Origin of the sequence: Ketobacter sp. MCCC 1A13808, from assembly GCF_009746715.1 — a bacterium.
In the GTDB taxonomy this organism is placed as follows: Bacteria; Pseudomonadota; Gammaproteobacteria; order Pseudomonadales; family Ketobacteraceae; genus Ketobacter.
In genome coordinates this window covers 1-18,145 of record NZ_VRKW01000001.1, presented here as the reverse complement: position 1 = coordinate 18,145, position 18,145 = coordinate 1, and the positions used below count along the sequence as shown (strand labels likewise).

The window sequence follows — 18,145 nt, the reverse complement described above, 5'->3', positions numbered from 1 at the left end:
TTCTATCCCTGTTGTTCCAGGACAATACAAGAGGCGACAAAGTCGCGATTTATACTAAACCGTCCGCTAAGCCTATCGATGCAGGTCCTGGGCCGGGGTTCCGGATTCACTATTATAGCTTCAAAGGTGCCGTTGGATGCTTCCAGCGCAATCTGTGCGTCCAGAAAATCCAAAGTATGGTGATTCAATGGAAAGTAGGTTTTGTGTATTGACTCTTTGGCACTGAAGATCACTTTATCCAGTGGGGCAGAAGCAAATTCGTTGCCATGCCTGAACTTAATCGCGTTAAGCCGATCCTGTTCTTGTGGATTGCAAATTAAATCCAGCACGTCCGCTGAAAGAGGAGTGGCTTGCTCAACGTCCAGGCCGATACTCTGATAGCGGCTTTTTGGCGCAATGGCGACGACGCAAAGCCCCTTAGTATGACTGATACTGCCGACCCAGCCTTGCGGCCAGGCAGGCTCTCTCTGCACGCCCTTTAATAGTGCGTTGCAGGCAATGCCCTGGGCATTAAAGAGCGCATGCGCGCAGTGCCTGCCTGCGCGGAACTCGCTTTTTCGTTTGTCGACGGCTTTTTCAATTAACGCCTCTTCCTCTGTATTCAGCGGAGTTTGCCACATCCAGGGCTCGGCAATTTTCCAGAATACATCGCGGGGTATTATGCGTTCCAGCAGATCGTTATTCGGCATTGTTAAGCAGTTTTTTTTCCCAATTCAGCGAGGATTGTACGATGGCTTCGAGGTCGTCGAACTGAGGTTGCCAATCCAGTGTGCTGCGGATTTTGTCGGCCCCAGCGATCAGGGTCGGAGGATCACCGGCGCGACGACCTTCTTCCTTGATTGTCAGCGGTTTCCCGTCTACTTTGCCCACCATGTCCAGTACTTCTCGCACGCTGTATCCGTGCCCGTATCCGGCATTCAAGGTCACTGATTTGCCACCTTTGCGCAAGTAATCAAGCGCTTTCAAATGAGCGGATGCCAGATCTTCCACGTGGATGTAGTCACGTACCCCGGTGCCGTCCGCAGTGTCATAGTCTGTGCCGAAAATTGAAACATGGGGGCGCTTGCCGACAGCGGCTTCAACAGCCACTTTGGTCAGCAGGGTGGCTTTTTTCGTGCTTTGGCCAATCCGTCCTTTTGGATCGCAGCCTGCGACATTGAAATAACGGAGTACGACATGCTCCATTCCGGCATCGGCCACACACAGATCCCTGAGCATGACTTCGCTCATCAGCTTTGACATGCCGTAGGGGTTAATAGGTTGGGTTGGGGTATTTTCGGAAATGATGGCTTCTTTCGGCTCACCGTATACAGCCGCAGTGGAGGAGAAAACAAAATGTTTTACACCATGCTGTTGACAGCATTCAAGCAAGTTGCGGGTGTTGGCTGTGTTATTACGGTAGTACTTAAGAGGGTCTGCTACGGACTCGGGCACGATGGTGTGGGCAGCAAAGTGGAGTACGGTGCTAATGTCATGCTCTTGCAGGATCTGGCTCACCAGTCGGGCATCGCCGGTATCGCCCTCGATTAATTTGCCGTTCAAAACGGCATTTGCAAATCCCGTTGAAAGGTTGTCAAGTACGACGACAGATTCGCCTTGCTCACCGAGCTGCCTCACGACATGACTACCAATATAACCTGCGCCACCGGTTACCAGAATTGTACCTTGGGTCATTAACATCACTCCCGATTAAAATATCATTTTAAAATAACAATTTAGCCATTATATCACGATTAACATTACGGCTTTAGCAATCAACCCGCGAGCCGACTATAGTTAACAGTGCTTCCACCCATAACAATAGATGCGTTTAGCGGTTGATATGTTAAGAATTTTTAGTGCATTTGGTCTGCTGATATTCAGTCCCTTGCTTTTATCGCATCCGGTGGACGTTTGCCTGGCGCGGGTTGCTGATGCCGCTAGCCGGGTGAAGGCGTGTCAGCTTAGTCAGTCCCTGGCCGACGAATGCAAGCAGCAGCAAATTGATTTGCAATCCCGTATAGCTGAATGCAAAGCAGCTATGTTCACCGATCAGGCCATTCTGGGCGCCGAACAGGAAGGGTCACAGCGTGTCAAAGGCGACGTGGGTCAAAGCCCCTACCTGAGTCAGCGCCGCAAGCGTTTGCAGCTTGCCCAATCGGTCGCGCCTAATTTTGAAGCCTTTAATCACTTATTTCCGGACCTGAGTCACGCACAGGGCGACCTTCAGGAACATTTCGGCGGGGTAAAATGTCCTAACAGCTTCGAAGGGGCTAATAACCGGTGGGCACTCGCCCGGGTGGTAGCATTGGAGAGATTCTCCTTGCAAGCCTCCTGGGAGGAGACCGGGGAGATTGGTTCGGTTAAATTTTATGCGATGGAGCGAGAGGTTGCTGAGCGGTGTTATGCGGCGAATAGCGGAGGGAAAGGTTACCTTGTAGTCAATATCCCAGATTATGTCCATGCAGGACTGTTACGTGACGCGGCTGCACAGGTATTAATCTGTGAGGACAGTCGGTGTATTCATGATCTCATCGAATTAGAATCGCTCTATCAGCGGTATCGTCTGGAGTATCAGGAATATCGCGATTTACTTGAGTGTTCTGGTATCGTTGAGCAAAATTACACGCGAAGTCGGGCGAAAAACCGACCGCAATTGGCCGCGAAGCTACCGGATTCGTGTCCGGCGCAGGAAATTGAGGTGAAATTGAAGCGTGCAAAGAGTAGGGTAGCGGAGTCTGACCAGCGCTTATTTGGTGTTGAACCGCTTCGGTTAGAAAGCACAAAATCTTTGTAAAAAGAGATATTTACTGCGGATTGATATATTTTTGGTGTGAAGGCATCATAATCCGCTAAACGATAACAATTAAAGCAATTATTTCCCGGGTAAGAATTCAGGGTAGGCGCTTAGGCTCTCAATTTCCTCAATTTGATGGAACTTGGCGCTCTATTAAAGTGATTGTAGTGAGAGTGCCTTTGGCTTTCAGGAGAAGAATATCATGGCAGAACCACTTCCTATGACAGATGAGCAGGCCGGTGAGGCCATCAGCCGCAGACGATTACCCTTTACGTTTGCTAAACGTTATGGGGTCGTAATCGAGCAGATTGGTGAAGTGGATGCGATGGTCGCCTTTAAAGCCGGTATAACACCAACCACCATTGTTGAGATCCGACGCTTCCTGGGTATGCCGATCCAGTTCAATGAAGTGAACGATGCTGAGTTCGAGCGTCGCCTGTCAAAAGCCTACGAGAACAACTCGAGTGAAGCCATGCAAATGGTAGAGGGGCTGGGTGACGAAATGGATCTCGCCAGCCTGGCGGATTCCCTCCCGGAAACGGAAGATCTAATGGAGCAGGAAGACGATGCTCCTATTATTCGTTTGATCAACGCACTATTGACCGAAGCAGTCAAAGTGAATGCCTCTGATATCCATATCGAAACCTTCGAAAAGCGGCTGGTTGTGCGTTTCCGGGTGGACGGCGTTCTACGCGAAATCGTACAACCCAAACGGCAGTTAGCCCCTTTGCTGGTATCCCGTATAAAGGTAATGGCAAAATTGGACATTGCCGAGAAAAGGGTACCCCAGGATGGTCGTATTTCACTCAGAGTGGGTGGCCGTGAAATAGATGTCCGGGTTTCCACTATGCCGAGTAATGCCGGTGAGCGGGTTGTGCTTCGCTTGCTGGATAAGCAGGCTGGCCGTCTTGATCTGACGCACCTCGGTATGGCGGGTGACGACCTCAAGCGCATGACTTCCATCATCACCAAGCCCCACGGCATAATTCTGGTGACCGGCCCCACCGGTTCCGGTAAGACCACCACGCTGTATGCCGGGCTAACGCAGCTCAACGACAGCTCGCGCAACATACTCACAGTTGAGGACCCGATTGAATATCAGTTGGAAGGCATCGGTCAGACCCAGGTCAATACCAAGGTTGAAATGACGTTCGCGCGGGGATTGCGGGCGATGTTGCGTCAAGATCCGGATGTGGTGATGGTCGGGGAAATCCGGGATTTGGTGACCGCGGAGATTGCGGTCCAGGCCAGTTTGACCGGTCACCTGGTGTTATCCACTCTGCACACGAACACGGCTATCGGTGCGGTGACGCGTCTACAGGACATGGGCATTGAGCCCTTCCTGATATCGTCGGCCCTGCTGGGGGTGCTGGCTCAGCGTCTGGTTAGGGTACTGTGTCCGGAATGCAAGGAAGCCTATACGGCAGATGAGGGCGAGTGCGAGTTGTTCGGGTTGGATAAGAACAATCCGCCCCGAATTTTTCGCGCTACCGGGTGCGATCACTGTAACCAAAACGGTTATGTTGGCCGGACGGGTATTTACGAGCTGATTATTATAGACGAGGAGCTCAGAACCCAAATCCACAACAATGCGAGCGAACAGCAAATGACAGCGACCGCACGAAAATCCGGGACCGACATTCGCGCTGATGGGCTGCGTAAAATTCTGGAAGGGTCGACCACGATTGACGAAGTGCTGCGTGTGACCAGGGAGGGCTAACCCGGTGCCGGCATTCGAATACGTAGTTTTAGACGCCCGGGGCAAACAGAAAAAAGGGGTTCTCGAAGGGGACAGTGCGCGCCAGGTAAGGCAGCAGTTAAAAGAAAAAGGTCTGGTGCCGCTCTCTGTGGATACCACCAGTCAAAAGCAGGATAAAGACGATAACGGTAAAGTCAGCTTTTCCCGTGCTTCGATCAGTGCGGGGGATCTGGCTGTGGTTACCCGCCAACTGGCGACGTTGTTACAGGCCGGATTGCCTTTGGAAGAGGCCCTGAAAGCGGTTGCGAAGCAGCAGGAAAAAGCCAAAATTACCAGCGTGATGTCCGCTATTCGTTCAAAAGTGGTGGAAGGCCATACGCTGGCTTCGAGCCTGTCTGAGTTCCCGCAATCCTTTCCCGAGCTTTATCGCGCTACTGTTGATGCAGGGGAGCATTCGGGTCACTTGGATTTGGTGTTGGAGCAATTAGCAGAATATACGGAAGCGCGCTATCGCACGAAGAAGAAGGTGCAGGGGGCAATGATATACCCGCTGGTATTAACGGCTTTTGCGTTTCTGATAGTTGCCGGTATGCTCACCTTTGTGGTCCCCAAAATCGTTTCGGTTTTCGCTGATTCCGGCCAGGAACTTCCTACATTAACCAAAGTCCTAATTGCCAGCAGTGAACTATTGCAAAATTGGTGGTGGCTAATGGCAATCATGGCTACGGGCGCTTTCTATGGCTTCAAGCGTGCGCTGAAAAACGAGGCGTTTAAATACCGTTTTCATGCCTGGATGCTAAGAATGCCTCTGTTGGGAAAGATCAACCGGGGACTTGATGCGTCCCGTGTCGCCAGCACGCTCAGTATATTGTCGCGCAGTGGTGTCCCACTGGTGGAAGCCATGAAAATATCCGGACAGGTCGCGGGTAACGTGTGTATCCGTGAATCTGTCGTGCTGGGAGCAGACAAGCTCAAAGAGGGTAGTACGTTGTTCGCTGCGTTGGACGGATCCGGGTATTTTCCACCCATGATGATGCAGATGATTGCCAGTGGCGAAAACAGCGGGGAGTTGGAATCCATGCTGGCTCGGGCAGCGACTAACCAGGAGCGTGAACTGGAAGATTTGATCGATACCATTGTTGCACTGTTCGAGCCTTTGATGTTGGTCGTTATGGGGGGAGTGGTCATGATTATCGTGCTTTCAATAATGATGCCTATTTTGAGCATGAATTCATTGGTTGGATAAAATTCATTTAATTTAATGGATTAAATTTACAGTCGGATCGGATACACAGAAATAATCAATTTAATGGAATAGGGTTAGAACTGAATTATGAAACAACTAAACAGAACGTTGCGTACATCCTCTCAACAGGGTTTTACTTTGATCGAAGTAATGATCGTGGTTGCGATACTGGGTGTTCTTGCCACGTTGGTAGTGGTAAGTGTGGGCGGCCAGACGGACAAAGCCAATATCACAGCGGCAAAAAGTAATATGTCTACTTTATCCAAGGCACTTGATCTTTATAAGCTAGATAATTTCCGGTATCCGACGACGGATGAGGGACTTGAGGCACTGGTCGAGAAGCCCGATAGTGCGCGTAATTGGCCCGACGGTGGTTATATCAAAAAAGTACCTTTGGATCCTTGGCAATCCCCATTTGTATACATCAGTCCCGGCAGTGAAGGTCCATTCGATTTGTACTCGTTGGGTGCCGACGGTGTAGAGGGCGGAGAGGGCTCTGGCGCGGACATCTTCGAAAAAGATATTTAACTCTATGCGCAGGCAAATCGGTCACCACCAGGGTTTCACCTTGATCGAGATCATGGTGGTGATCACCATCATCGGGATTATGACCGGCTTGATTGCCATTAACGTGATTACGATTGATCCGCAAAAAGATCTAAATCGGGAAGCGTTGCGATTTAAAACGCTACTTGAGATGGCGCAGGAAGATGCGCTTTTCAGTCAACAGGAAATAGGTGTCATTGTCGGTGAGCATGGCTACCAGTTTGCACGCTGGGGAATACAGGAGCCGGTTACAGATGACATTGCCGGAACGATGACCGAAAATGAAGACACCAACGATCTTTCTACTTCAAAAGAAACCATTTCCTCTCTTACGGCCGTGTCCGCCTCAATTGACGATTTGCCGATGCCCAGCTGGAGCCTCATTGATGGCGAGCATACCTTTCGGAGCAGGGAATTAGATGAAGATTATGAAATTCTGCTCGAAGTCGATCATGAACAAATCGATCTGACCGGAGGTATGGAAGCCGAGAAGAAACGTCAGGAAGCAAAGCTGGCGAGTAAAATCCTGGAAGACGACGAGGAAGAACTGAAGCCTTCGATCTTCATTCTTTCCAGTGGTGAAATTTCTCCGTTTACGATGGAGATATTTCTGGCGGACGATAGCGATATTATAGTGAAAATATCGGGTAACGAGGCAGGGAAAATCTGGATCGGCGATGAAGAAGATGAAGAACTCTAGCGGGTTCACGTTAATTGAAGTGCTGGTTGCTCTTGCCATTTTTGCAGTAGCAGTGGCTTCGCTCAGTGCTGCAATGCAAAACAATGTTAAGAATGCTAATTACCTGAAAGATAAAACGATTGCCCATTGGATTGCCAGCAACAAAATGGTCGAACTGGCTGCCGCGGGTGATTATCCGGCGATCGCAGACCGCACAGATAAAATAGAATATGCCGGTCAGGAGTGGGTGGTTAATACCAAAATACAGAAAGCCCAGACTAAAATGGCGATACGCATCGGTGAAGTCAGTGTCGGTATGGAGAAAGAGGGTGATGCTAACTATTATGCCACCCTGACCGCGTTATTTTCGGAAGCAAAATGATATTAAATAAGCCGGAAGCGGGCATGACGCTGATCGAATTGATGATTGCCATGGCAATTTTTGCGGTGATGACGGCCAGTATCATGATCACTTTCGATAGCTTTCAGAAAGGTAAAGACATTACCGACAGAAGCTCAAAACGGCTGAAAGAATATCAGCTCGCCTTCAATATAATTTCAAGGGATGTACAACAGATATTGCCGCGTCCGATCACCGATGAGTTCGGAACCGAAGTCCCCCTTTACTCTATGCGCTCAGAAAATGGTGCTGAGATCGAGTTCACCCGCGCCGGGTGGAATCGTTCGCCGTTTTCCAAAAACAAGCGGTCTGAGCTGCAGAGAGTCTCCTATTACTTGGAAGAGAACAAGCTCATGCGGGCTACCTGGCGTGTGCTAGACCGAGCTGAGGATACTCAGCCAGTTAGAACGGAATTGCTGGAAGATGTGGACACTGCGTCGTTCGTTTTCACCTACCAGGATAAGCAAAAAGCGTGGAAGACGGTGGAATTATGGCCGCCGGAAACCTATGTAACCGGCGGCAGCGGAGAGCCACGTACCAACATACCGGAAAGAGAGTTCCTGTTACTGCCAAGAGTCCTTGAAATTAAATTAAGTACCCCAGATTTTGGTGATATTTCGCGAAAATTTCTTATTGCCAACTGCCTGGTCGATGTCTTCTATCCCATTGCGGAGGGCGAAGAACCGTTGGGGGGTGGTTGTGGCTCCTAATAAACAAAGCGGGACCGTATTGATCACGGTGGTTATGATGGTCGCATTGGCGGCACTTATTGTGACCGACATCAGTTATCGGCAGAAAATGGATATAAATCGTACAGCTGCGCTGTTGTCACGTGATCAGGCTTTCCAGTATTTGTTGGGTGCAGAAGCCATTGCTAACCTGACATTGGTTGAAGATCTTAAAGAGGATCGTAAAGTGGTGCAGGGTGGCGCACCTGTTCTAAAGGACACACTTGCCGAAAATTGGGCCAAAGAGTCGAATCCATTCCCGGTTGCAGGGGGTATGATCAAAGGGAAGTTGGTGGATTTGCAGTCACGCTTTAATATAAATTCCATCGTCTCCACTGACGCCCAGACTGCGAACAAGCAAAAAGCAATACTGAGAACCATTTTTATTAACGAGAAAATCCCAGGAGACCCTGAAAGCACCGTTACTGCTCAGATTTTAATCGATAGAATGTTGGACTGGATGGATGGTGACCAGGAACCGACTGGCTTTGACGGCAAGGAAGATTTGGATTACCTGACTCAGGACCCGCCGTACCGCGCAGGTAACCAGATCATGTATGATCTGAGTGAGCTAGTCTTAATAGAAGGGTTTACCCCTGAAGATGTGTCAAAACTGGCTGATGTAGTCTGTTTTCTGCCGCCGGACACACCTATAAATCTGAATACAGCGGAACCCAAATTGCTGGATGCTATATTCCAGACAGAAAATGTGGCGCTTACTTCTGTGCAGTTTATTAAAGAACGGGAGTTAAAGAACAAAATAGACGGTAAACCCGGTTTCAGTAACGAGCAGGATATAATGGATGTTTTAACCAGGGCCGGGGTCGGTAATAGCAGTCAGGCGACGCAGGTTGAGACGGAACAGCCGGACGAAGAGGGCTCGATTACCGAGGTTACCGGTGGCAATGACACGCGGGCTCCGACCGCGAATAACCTGCAGGGTAACTATTCCGTGTTTAGCGAATATTACCTGTTGGAGGCTGAAGCGGTCATTAACGCGAAGCCGGTGTTAATGCGTTCAGTCCTTTACCGGCCAACGCTGAAACTGGAAGATGGCCAGAAAAAAGAAGAAATAGTCATCAAAACCATATTTAGAAAACTTGAAGACCCGTTAAAACGGGTATAATGAGAATAAAAGAACCATAGGAATGTCCTGTGACAAGTAAAGTATTTGTTCGATTAGTTAACGAAAGTCAGTGGGTTACCTTTCTCAAAGAGATTTTGCCCGGCGAGCCGATGGAGGTCCCGGTTGATCTGTTTGTGGAGTGGACCAGCGCAGATCTGGACGCCAGTGTATCTGAACCGCAGGTGCTCCCGTTTGCCGATTTCGTCACGCACCTACATTCTGAGTGGCCTCATTCCTACCAATACGGCATAGATCTGATTATTTCTGGGGCGAATGTCATCACAACCGAGGTGAACATTCCGTCCAGGCAAATGCGCCAGATCGCGCAAGCGCTTCCTTACATGATTGAAGATCAGTTGGCACACGATGTCAGCGAGAGCCACCTGGTAACAGGGCCGCGTGATGCGGAGGGTATGCTACCGGTAGTGGCAGTACCTGTCTCTTTGCTGGAGTGTCTGCGGCAATTGTTTGAGCAGTTTGATCTACCGCTGGATTCAGTGCTTCCGGATATGCTGTGTTTACCTCACCGGGAGGGCGAGTGGACGGTGCTGTTTGAAGGCCGCCATCTGATGATAAAGCGAGGTAGTCATGCCGGGCTGACCATTGAAATGGATGCGGCACCGGTCGTGTTGGGTTCTATCATCGAGAATTGGGGGAACAAGCCCGAGATTCTGCGCATTTTGTTTTGTATGCAGAACCTGAATGAGAACGTCAAAAACTGGATTAAAACCCAAATTGCGGCGCACGTTGTGGGTGAAGAAGTTGAAGTGCAGTATGAGGAAGTAAATTCCGGCGATTTCATGGTGATTTGCGATCATCTACACCAAACCTTGGGTGCTAAAAAGCCCGCGTATGACTTATTACAAGGCCGCTTTGCCAGTTCCGGACGCCGCCGGCCGACCTCTTTTAAGTGGCAACCGATTGCCGCGTTAGTGGGGGTGTTTGTCGTGATGTACACTGCGTTTTTGTACACCCAAAGCTGGCAGGTGAATAAAGAGGTTGCCAGGCTCGACGCTGAAACCAAGACGCTTTATAAGCGATTATTCCCTCGTGACAAGCGTGTAGTTAATGTTCGACGTCAGATGGAACAGCATATTAAAACATTCCAGAATGGTTCTAATGGCGATTCATTTATGACATTGTTAGCCCTTGCGGGCGAGCAGATTCACACCACCAATCGCAGTAAAGCGACATTAAAACCAAAGCGTGTCGCTTACGATGAAGGGCAGGGTGATTTGAGACTGGACCTGGTAGTGGAGGATTTTACTCAACTTGAGCAATTTAAAACCCGCCTGCAGCAGGCGTCCCTGGCAGTTGAAACCGCGTCTGCAACTCAGGATAAAGAGGGCGTAAAAGCCCGTCTGAAAATCAGGAATGAACGATCATGAACGATGCATTGCAAACGGTTCAGAATTATATTGATCCGATTCGGCGGCGATACGACAGTTTAGAAGAAATGGAACGTTGGGTAGTCAACGGTATTGTTGTGCTGCTGGTGCTGGTGCTGGTTTGCCTAGTGCTTATAGTGCCTGCAAAAAATTCGCTATCAGAAGCTGAGATGAAGCTGGCAGCCCAGCAAAATTTAATGCAGTGGATGCAGCAAAATGAACCGGCCGCCCGCTTGGCCGCCAGGGGTGGAAGCAGTACCGTGGGCACGGATCAACCCCTGCAATCCATCGTTACTTCCACTGCGCCAAGCATGGGGGTGACGGTGAAACGTTTTGAGCCTGAATCCGATGACAAATTGCGGGTTTGGCTCGAAAACGTGTCCTTCGATAAGACCGCGCGTTGGCTGCATCAGCTAGAGAACCGCTACGGTGTCCGAATTGTTAATATCTCGGTCGATGCCGAGCGGGAGCAGGGTTTAATCAACGCGAAGCTGGTATTGAACAAGTAGATGTATGAACGCTTTTTCAATTTAAGCGAAACGCCTTTCTCTATCGCGCCGAACCCCCATTACCTTTATATGAGTCAGCAGCATAATGAAGCGCTGGCTCATTTAGTTTATGGGGTGGGACGTGATGGCGGTTTTGTGCTGCTCACGGGAGAAGTCGGCACCGGAAAAACCACCGTCTGTCGGTGTTTTCTGGAACAGGTACCGGCCGATACAGACGTTGCCTTTGTATTGAACCCGAAAGTCGATGTAGAGGAGTTGTTAGCCACCATCTGTGATGAGCTTTCCGTTCCCTATATTGGTGATAGCATCACCATAAAAGATTACGTGGATTGTATTAATACGTTTCTGTTAAGACAGCATGGGGAAGGCCGGCACACGGTGCTGATAATTGATGAGGCACAAAACCTGAGCCCTGCGGTGTTGGAGCAGATCCGCCTGCTGACCAACCTTGAAACCCACGAAAAAAAATTGTTGCAGATCATCTTGCTGGGGCAGCCCGAATTACAGGATATGTTCAGGCGAACGGAGCTGAGGCAGTTATCGCAAAGAGTGACCGCCCGTTTCCATCTCAGTGCGCTGAAAGAAGAAGAGGTGGCGCCGTATATATATCACCGCTTGAGTGTGGCCGGCTCTATCGACCCCAGAGCCATTTTTCCTCCCCCGGTAATCAAGCGCATCTATCAGATCTCCAAAGGCATTCCACGTATTATTAATCTGATCTGTGATCGCGCAATGTTGGGTGCCTATGCCAAGGAATCCCGTGTTATAGAACCCGCTATCATTAACAACGCTGCGAAGGAAGTATTGGGTTACGAGGTGTATTCACCCGTCCCGAAGCTTAAATATAAATGGCTGCCTGCGGTAGCCGGGGGTATGGCGGGTGGCTTGCTGATGTTCGCAATGTCCTTCTGGTTTATCAGCGACGGCAATCATCAATTGGACAAGGTGTCGCCGGCTAACTCTGGAATCACCGAGCAGGGCCAGGACCTGATTGAGTCGCCGGAGCAGAACAAAACCGGGCTGGCCTTCGAACAGGAGGAAGCGCCACCGCCAACCGCCATTCTGAGCCCGGTTGAGCAGGCTCTGCGGGACAAAGCCGCCAGCGGCGAAGAAAAACCGGTTGATGCGTTGGAAATGGCGGACGTTTACGCAAAGACTTCCCATTGGGAGGAAGCCGACGCCTACACGGATTTGTTTTCCAGTTGGAATAGGAATTACGATCCAAAAAAAGACGGCTCAGCCTGCAGTTTCGCCGAAGCCAGCGGGCTTTCCTGCCTGAGCAAACTGGGTAGCCTGGGGTCCATTAAGCACTATGGGTTACCGGTTATCCTGCGCCTTTACAACGATAAAGGCGACGAACGTTACGTTGTGATGAGACATTTGGGTGATCAATATGCGGATATATACGTGGCAGGTGAAGTCAGGAGAGTGAGTCTGGCTCAACTGGACGCATTCTGGCGCGGGCATTTCTCCTTGTTATGGAGAAAACCGGAAGATTATTTTGGCCCCATGAGTCCGGGTACGATTGCACCCTTAAGCAAGTGGTTGTCGTATCAGCTCGATCTATGGGAAAACAAGCCTGAGCCCATGATGGGGCGATCAAGTTACGATGATGCTTTGGTAGAACGCGTGAAGTCCTTTCAGCGCCATGTAGGGGAGTCTGATGATGGTGTGGTGGGCTCCGGCACCCTGATCCAGCTCACCCGGCGGGTGGATGATTCTGTTCCGCAATTGCTGGATTCACAAAGGGGGAGCTGATGTCCTACATTCTGGATGCCTTAAGAAAGTCCGAGCAGGATCGTCAGCGCGGAAAAGTTCCGGATTTCCACAGTAATCCATCTCCGGTTAGCTCCGAATCCGGAAAACGACTGAATATATGGGCGGTCATCGCTATTGCTGTGGTATTGATAAATTTAACGCTGGTCGCGGTGTTCTGGAATAGATTGATGCCGGATTCTGCCGAACAGCCTACGGCAGTGGCCGAACGCCCGGCTTCGGACAGCGTACCTGAACCGGTGCAGCAGCAACCCGCTGAACCTGCTTCTATACCCGCTCCAGCAATACCGCCTTCGGTGGTGGCTGAGGACAGCTCTGCCACAGAGGCATCGGTGGGGCAGCCGGTGAGCCCTGCACAGCAGCAAAATGAACCGCAGTTCGAAACAATAAGGCCGGCACAGTCGGCCACCGGGGAATCAGAAGATACGGTGGAAACGGGTTCTGTGCCACAGATGGCATACGTGCCTCAAATAGAAGAGTTGTCGTCAATTGATCGGCAAAATATCCCCGATATGACCTTTTCATCTCACATGTTTTCGAGTGTATCCAAATACCGTTCGGTCATAATTAATGGCAAACGGCTAAAAGAAGGACAGCGCTATAACAACGATATCGTGGTACGTGAGATCACTGAATCCGGTGTGGTGATGAGTCAGGGGGGACTATTGTTCCAGGTGGATGTTTTGGGTCGCTGGGCTCAATAACGCGTAAAAGCGGACGAAAATAGCTTCGTCGACTAACCTTAGAGGGTGCAGATAGGCTGATATAACCTGGCCAGAGGTGCTCGAGATGGCAGCGAATAGTGAAGTAGTAGACGACAACCAACGCAGTGTTCCGCGCAGGCATCTTATCTATTACCTGCGGGTATTCAACGCGGAAAGCGGCGGGTTAATAGGTAATTTGGTGGATATCAGTACCAAAGGTATCATGGTGGTATCCGATAGGAAGCTGGAATCAGGGTTGCTTTTTCGCTTGCGAATGGTTCTGCCGGATACAGTTGAAGGCAGCAAAGAAGTAGAGTTCGATGCTGAAACCCGCTGGTGCCGTAGCGATGCCAATTCCGATTTTTATGATACCGGTCTGGAGTTAATCGATCCGACCAATGAGTTTCTGGATGCGGTGGACCGGTTGGTAGAGGATTGCTTATTTAAGGAGTAGTGCACGCTATTGCCCTTTTAACGAGATGGTTTGTTGTTTAGGTGGAAGATGAGCGTACTGGATTCCCTGCAAGTGAACTTTCGTTTGGCCAAGGCGCTGATTATTCATGGTAAAGATCGGTACCTGGGCGCCACCAAGACGGCTCTGGCGGTTGAAAAAATTTATCGTCAATACCGTACCCGCAGCAGGGTGCTTTCAGCAAATGAAAGTGCAGCAATGTTGCATCACGCACATCGTGACAGCGCAGACCTTATTTGTTCCCTCTGCCTTGAAAACGGTGCTATTTGGGTTAAGTTCGCTCAGTTTTTGAGTTGTCGTGCGGACTTGTTGCCGTTCGAATACATTGTCGCTTTGCAGCGCCTGCAGAATGACGCTGTACCTGCGAACTTCGAAGAAATACACGGCCAGATTATCGAAAGTTGGGGCGTAGATTGGGATACCCGGTTTATAGCCTTCGATGTCGTGCCGACTGCAACCGCGTCCGTCGCTCAGGTACATCGCGCCACCTTAAAAGACGGACGCAAAGTTGCGGTGAAATTTCAATTGCCAACCGCCAAAGCGCTTTTCGATCAGGATTCGCTGGTTTTTTCCTCTCTGGCTAGATCCATTGCCCCCCTGGTTCGTGAAATCGATATCCGCCAGGTCACGACACAGCTCATTAATATGACCCTCGAAGAGCTCGATTTTCACACAGAAGCGCGTAATCTGTCGCAATTTCGAAGCCACGAACACCTGCCGGGTATTTTGATACCGGAACTGGTAGAGGAGCTGAGTTCAGAAAAAATACTGGTCACCCGCTGGATAGATGGGCAACCTTTGAGCGATTACCTGGCGCGAAACCCGATACGCGGGAAAGTGATATTAAAGCGTTTGATGGCAAGCTATATTCACCAGATTACGCAACTAGGGGTTTATCACGCAGACCCGCACCCCGGTAATTTTCTGATAACCGAGGACGAACAGATTGCTATATTGGATTATGGAGCAATCGCGACGCTTACTGCGGAGCAGCGGGTGCATTACAGCAACTTGCTGATGGCACTACTGAGCACTGCGGTGGGAGAGGATGCCAACCTGGGAGCGCTTTTTATCAAAGCCGGATTTCACAGCGAAAACCCCTCGACATTGTTGCAGATTACAGACCACATTATTGGGGACAACCCGGCTGGCCTCAGCGTGAGTGAGCGGCTTAGTGACTCCCTTTATAAATTACGCAAAAGTAAGGTGAATATCCCGGACTCCTTTGTTGCAATGGCGCGGGTCATTATCACCATTGGTGGCTTTATGAATCAGCACGATGTGGGTTTTGAATTCGACCCTTCGTTAATAGCTGCTTGATAGTTAACGGATTTTTAGGTTGGTTGTCCGGATAAGTTTGATTACACAGCGTCTACAATTTCGAATTGAGCATGCTCGGTCAGATCAGTAAGATTACCGTTAAACCAATAAAAATTAGAACAGTTGAATAACTACTATTTTATCTCGGGGTGTTTTTGTGTTTTTACGCGGTGCTGCCAGAATCTTCTTTCTCTTCCTGTTGTGTTATTCGTTACCTGCGCACGCGTCGGATTCTGTGCAGGCAACTGAAATCGTGTTCAAAGAAACCATTCCCGAGTTGATGTTGTCGGGTGAAAGTTGGCGATATAAGAATGGCGACAGCTATGTCGGGCAATGGCTTCACAACAAACCCCATGGAACGGGTGTCTATGAGCGTATGAACGGAGACGTCTATCATGGTGAATTCCGCAATGGCTTACTGCACGGCATGGGTGACTACCAATTTGCCAATGGCGATCTTTATAAAGGTGAATGGGATAACGGTTTCGCCACTGGCTACGGAGAGCTTTTCTATCAAAACGGGAACCACTACGCGGGTGGTTGGCGACAAGGAAAGCGGGAGGGAGAGGGTGTGCTTCGCTACCGCAGCGGCTCTGTATACGAGGGACATTGGGTAGCTGACAAGAAAGAAGGTAAAGGGTTGATGTCGTATCGCAATGGTGAACGATACATTGGCGATTACAAAAACAATAAGCCTCACGGCAACGGGGTTAAAACGACTTCAACTGGACAAAGTTACCGGGGCACTTTTTCAAAGGGGGTCCCGCACGGTGTTGGTGAATGTAATCGTGATGGCGGGAAAATGCGGGTGTGCTTATACAACAAGGGTCGCCAGATTAAAGATTCTCGCAAACTTGAGTTGGCCAAAGCCTATTATGAAAAGAATCAACCTGTGTACGAGTTTGAAGGTGGAATAGCCTACCACTTGCAGGACGAGTACACCAAAGCCAGATACTATATTACGACGCGCAATGTCTGGTGGGAAAAGACGGTAGCCTTGCTGGAGACCCAACTCAGAATTCGCAGTGAAGATAAAGACCAGTTTCTATATCTTGTGGTGAACCGCTATACCGGCCCGGGGATTTATCATTTGCAAAAAGGCGATATTCTGGCTTCTTCACTCAATGGCGATGCAATAGAACTTGCGGACGATATAGTTGCGAGCCTGGAAATCACTTCCGACAAAGCCAATCAGATCGATGGGGTATTTAACATTCCGTTGTTAGCCGGAGAGTCTCCAGGGGAGCACGAGCAGCATTACCGTATTTTTGACGGGCGTTTTGAAGCCTCAGCCTCGACGTCGGCATACTCGGATGGCAGTAAAGCCGCAAGCGAATGGGTGAGTAATAAGGAATAGAAATGAAACGTCCGCCAGGCTGATTTAGCACTGGCGGACACGCTAGCCTTTAGAATGTCGCTACGCTGTTCCAGCTTAGGGTGCTGTTGACACCGCGCCATTGTCTCTTTCTACGTTACTAATATTGCGATTATTCTCAGTCACGGTATTACTCGTGGTCGGTCCGAAGAATGCGCCACGGAACTCGGTGCGCAGGCTTGCATCGGGACTCAGCTGAGCGATATTGGCCATACGGAAGATTATACCGACAATACCACCGGTGCCGCTGGTCGGTGCAAAATGGCCTTCACCATTCGTTTCTACCTGAGTGAGAATGGAAGAAGCGCCTTCTACGTTACGGCTGTTGCCGCTTGCAGGTGCCAGCGTATCGGAACTGCCCCAAATGGTGATCACCTCGACATCATCAGCCAGGTCGTCGTCGATTTGAGTGGTCCACCGGGTATCCGGTTGCACGGGTATCACGCAGTCGGCATCAATACGGTTTGCCGCGTTGAAAGAACCACCGCCTCCTTGTGAATGTCCGGCTGTGCATACCCTGGCGTCCGCAGCAATGATGCTGCTATAACGGCTACGTGCACTGTCCAGCGCGTCTTTCATTTCGCGGCCGGTGCCAGAGTTATCGGTGTTAGCTGCAGCAACGATGATGCAATGAGAGGCAACTGACTCAAGCATGGAGCGATAAGTCGTTGCATTACCTCCGGTACCGTTTCCCCACACCAAAACATTGAACTGTGCTGTACGGTTGCTTGAATCGCTGGGGATGTAATAGGTTGAGTCGGAGCCGCGAACGACGTCCACGCTACACCGGCCTTCACCTGAAGCGCGATCATATAGCGCTGCAAAACCTTGCCCTGAGCCGCTGCCGCCATTCCCGCCTCCGGTTTCTATTGCGGTGGCTGCTGTGGACAGTAATAACCCAGAAATCAGAGCCGCTCCGACGGTAAGTCTATTTTGTGTATTGGTTGGTTTCATTATTTTTACCTTTTCAAAAGTATAATTTTTATTAAGTGATTGCAGCTTGCCGAACATCGTTGCCGGGGAGGTTGCAACGCAGTCCGACGCTCGAAATACCGGGCTTGATATATATCTGGCCTAAAATATATCGAGGTTATGGCAAGCTTGTCGGCGATCCAACCGCAGTGCTTTTAATTGGGTGTACTGGGGGAATCGGGTCTATGGATAGCACGGCAAATAGGAAACGCTCAAACACGTATACACGATGTGGCCGTAAGACTGGGCGCCTTGGTCTGAATTCGGCTGCTTTTGAGATTGCTGAGTAATGGAAACCCGCGTAATTGGCCTATATACACCGGGTACGGGTTATTGATGATACCGGGGGGGCGGGCTGGTGAAGATCGATTTATCAGGTGAAAAAAAGCACCACAAAAGGCAGAACCAGGGCAGTCATTACGCCCGTGA

Annotated in this window: 18 protein-coding genes; 15 read left to right on the top strand and 3 right to left on the bottom strand. The window is 50.0% G+C overall.

Annotation, left to right across the window (positions count from 1 at the left end):
• Positions 1–2: 2 nt before the first annotated feature.
• Together FT643_RS00090 and galE are read right to left on the bottom strand one after the other, a co-directional pair.
• The gene (locus FT643_RS00090; protein ID WP_156868662.1) at positions 3–689 is read right to left on the bottom strand and encodes a 4'-phosphopantetheinyl transferase family protein; all 687 of its coding nucleotides are present in this window, start codon (positions 687–689) and stop codon (positions 3–5) included.
• Positions 679–1,674, bottom strand: a complete 996-nt coding sequence (gene galE / locus FT643_RS00085) for a UDP-glucose 4-epimerase GalE (RefSeq protein ID WP_156868661.1) — start codon at positions 1,672–1,674, stop codon at positions 679–681. The genes FT643_RS00090 and galE overlap by 11 nt, the downstream gene beginning before the upstream one ends.
• A 148-nt stretch (positions 1,675–1,822) precedes the next feature.
• On the opposite strand from galE, the gene FT643_RS00080 reads away from it, so the two are divergent.
• The 15 genes from FT643_RS00080 (at position 1,823) to FT643_RS00010 (ending at position 16,726) form a co-directional block, all read left to right on the top strand.
• Positions 1,823–2,776 (top strand): hypothetical protein, encoded by a 954-nt coding sequence (locus FT643_RS00080; protein ID WP_156868660.1) that lies wholly within the window; start codon positions 1,823–1,825, stop codon positions 2,774–2,776.
• Between the two features lie 202 nt (positions 2,777–2,978).
• A complete protein-coding gene (gspE, locus tag FT643_RS00075; protein WP_305047290.1) occupies positions 2,979–4,496 on the top strand; it encodes a type II secretion system ATPase GspE in 1,518 nt (505 codons plus the stop codon).
• A gap of 4 nt (positions 4,497–4,500) precedes the next feature.
• On the top strand, positions 4,501–5,721 hold the full coding sequence (gene gspF, locus FT643_RS00070) for a type II secretion system inner membrane protein GspF (RefSeq protein WP_317621895.1): 1,221 nt from the start codon (positions 4,501–4,503) through the stop codon (positions 5,719–5,721).
• A gap of 87 nt (positions 5,722–5,808) precedes the next feature.
• Complete coding sequence (gene gspG / locus FT643_RS00065; RefSeq protein WP_156868659.1) at positions 5,809–6,249, top strand: type II secretion system major pseudopilin GspG; 441 nt, start codon at positions 5,809–5,811, stop codon at positions 6,247–6,249.
• 4 nt (positions 6,250–6,253) lie between these two features.
• On the top strand, positions 6,254–6,967 hold the full coding sequence (locus FT643_RS00060; RefSeq protein ID WP_156868658.1) for a prepilin-type N-terminal cleavage/methylation domain-containing protein: 714 nt from the start codon (positions 6,254–6,256) through the stop codon (positions 6,965–6,967).
• Positions 6,945–7,328 carry a type II secretion system minor pseudopilin GspI gene (gspI, locus tag FT643_RS00055; RefSeq protein ID WP_156868657.1) on the top strand — a complete coding sequence of 128 codons (384 nt, stop codon included), beginning with the start codon at positions 6,945–6,947 and terminating at the stop codon, positions 7,326–7,328. Before FT643_RS00060 ends, gspI begins: the two co-directional genes overlap by 23 nt.
• Positions 7,325–8,056: a type II secretion system minor pseudopilin GspJ gene (gene gspJ / locus FT643_RS00050; RefSeq protein ID WP_156868656.1), complete on the top strand. Its 732-nt coding sequence runs from the start codon at positions 7,325–7,327 to the stop codon at positions 8,054–8,056. The genes gspI and gspJ overlap by 4 nt, the downstream gene beginning before the upstream one ends.
• Positions 8,046–9,200 (top strand): type II secretion system minor pseudopilin GspK, encoded by a 1,155-nt coding sequence (gene gspK, locus FT643_RS00045; RefSeq protein ID WP_198043212.1) that lies wholly within the window; start codon positions 8,046–8,048, stop codon positions 9,198–9,200. The genes gspJ and gspK overlap by 11 nt, the downstream gene beginning before the upstream one ends.
• Before the next feature lie 29 nt (positions 9,201–9,229).
• Positions 9,230–10,588: a type II secretion system protein GspL gene (gene gspL, locus FT643_RS00040; RefSeq protein WP_156868654.1), complete on the top strand. Its 1,359-nt coding sequence runs from the start codon at positions 9,230–9,232 to the stop codon at positions 10,586–10,588.
• Complete coding sequence (gene gspM, locus FT643_RS00035) at positions 10,585–11,097, top strand: type II secretion system protein GspM (protein WP_156868653.1); 513 nt, start codon at positions 10,585–10,587, stop codon at positions 11,095–11,097. Before gspL ends, gspM begins: the two co-directional genes overlap by 4 nt.
• Positions 11,098–12,855 carry an ExeA family protein gene (locus FT643_RS00030; protein ID WP_156868652.1) on the top strand — a complete coding sequence of 586 codons (1,758 nt, stop codon included), beginning with the start codon at positions 11,098–11,100 and terminating at the stop codon, positions 12,853–12,855.
• Entirely contained in the window at positions 12,855–13,577 is a 723-nt protein-coding gene (locus FT643_RS00025; RefSeq protein ID WP_156868651.1) for a general secretion pathway protein GspB, read from the top strand. The genes FT643_RS00030 and FT643_RS00025 overlap by 1 nt, the downstream gene beginning before the upstream one ends.
• A gap of 85 nt (positions 13,578–13,662) precedes the next feature.
• The gene (locus tag FT643_RS00020) at positions 13,663–14,031 is read left to right on the top strand and encodes a PilZ domain-containing protein (protein ID WP_156868650.1); all 369 of its coding nucleotides are present in this window, start codon (positions 13,663–13,665) and stop codon (positions 14,029–14,031) included.
• A 48-nt stretch (positions 14,032–14,079) separates the two neighbouring features.
• A complete protein-coding gene (locus FT643_RS00015) occupies positions 14,080–15,369 on the top strand; it encodes an ABC1 kinase family protein (protein WP_156868649.1) in 1,290 nt (429 codons plus the stop codon).
• Positions 15,370–15,526: 157 nt separating this feature from the next.
• A complete protein-coding gene (locus tag FT643_RS00010) occupies positions 15,527–16,726 on the top strand; it encodes an MORN repeat-containing protein (RefSeq protein WP_156868648.1) in 1,200 nt (399 codons plus the stop codon).
• A gap of 75 nt (positions 16,727–16,801) precedes the next feature.
• Here the strand turns inward: FT643_RS00010 and FT643_RS00005 are convergent, their stop codons facing one another.
• Complete coding sequence (locus tag FT643_RS00005; RefSeq protein WP_156868647.1) at positions 16,802–17,698, bottom strand: alpha/beta hydrolase; 897 nt, start codon at positions 17,696–17,698, stop codon at positions 16,802–16,804.
• Positions 17,699–18,145 lie beyond the last annotated feature (447 nt).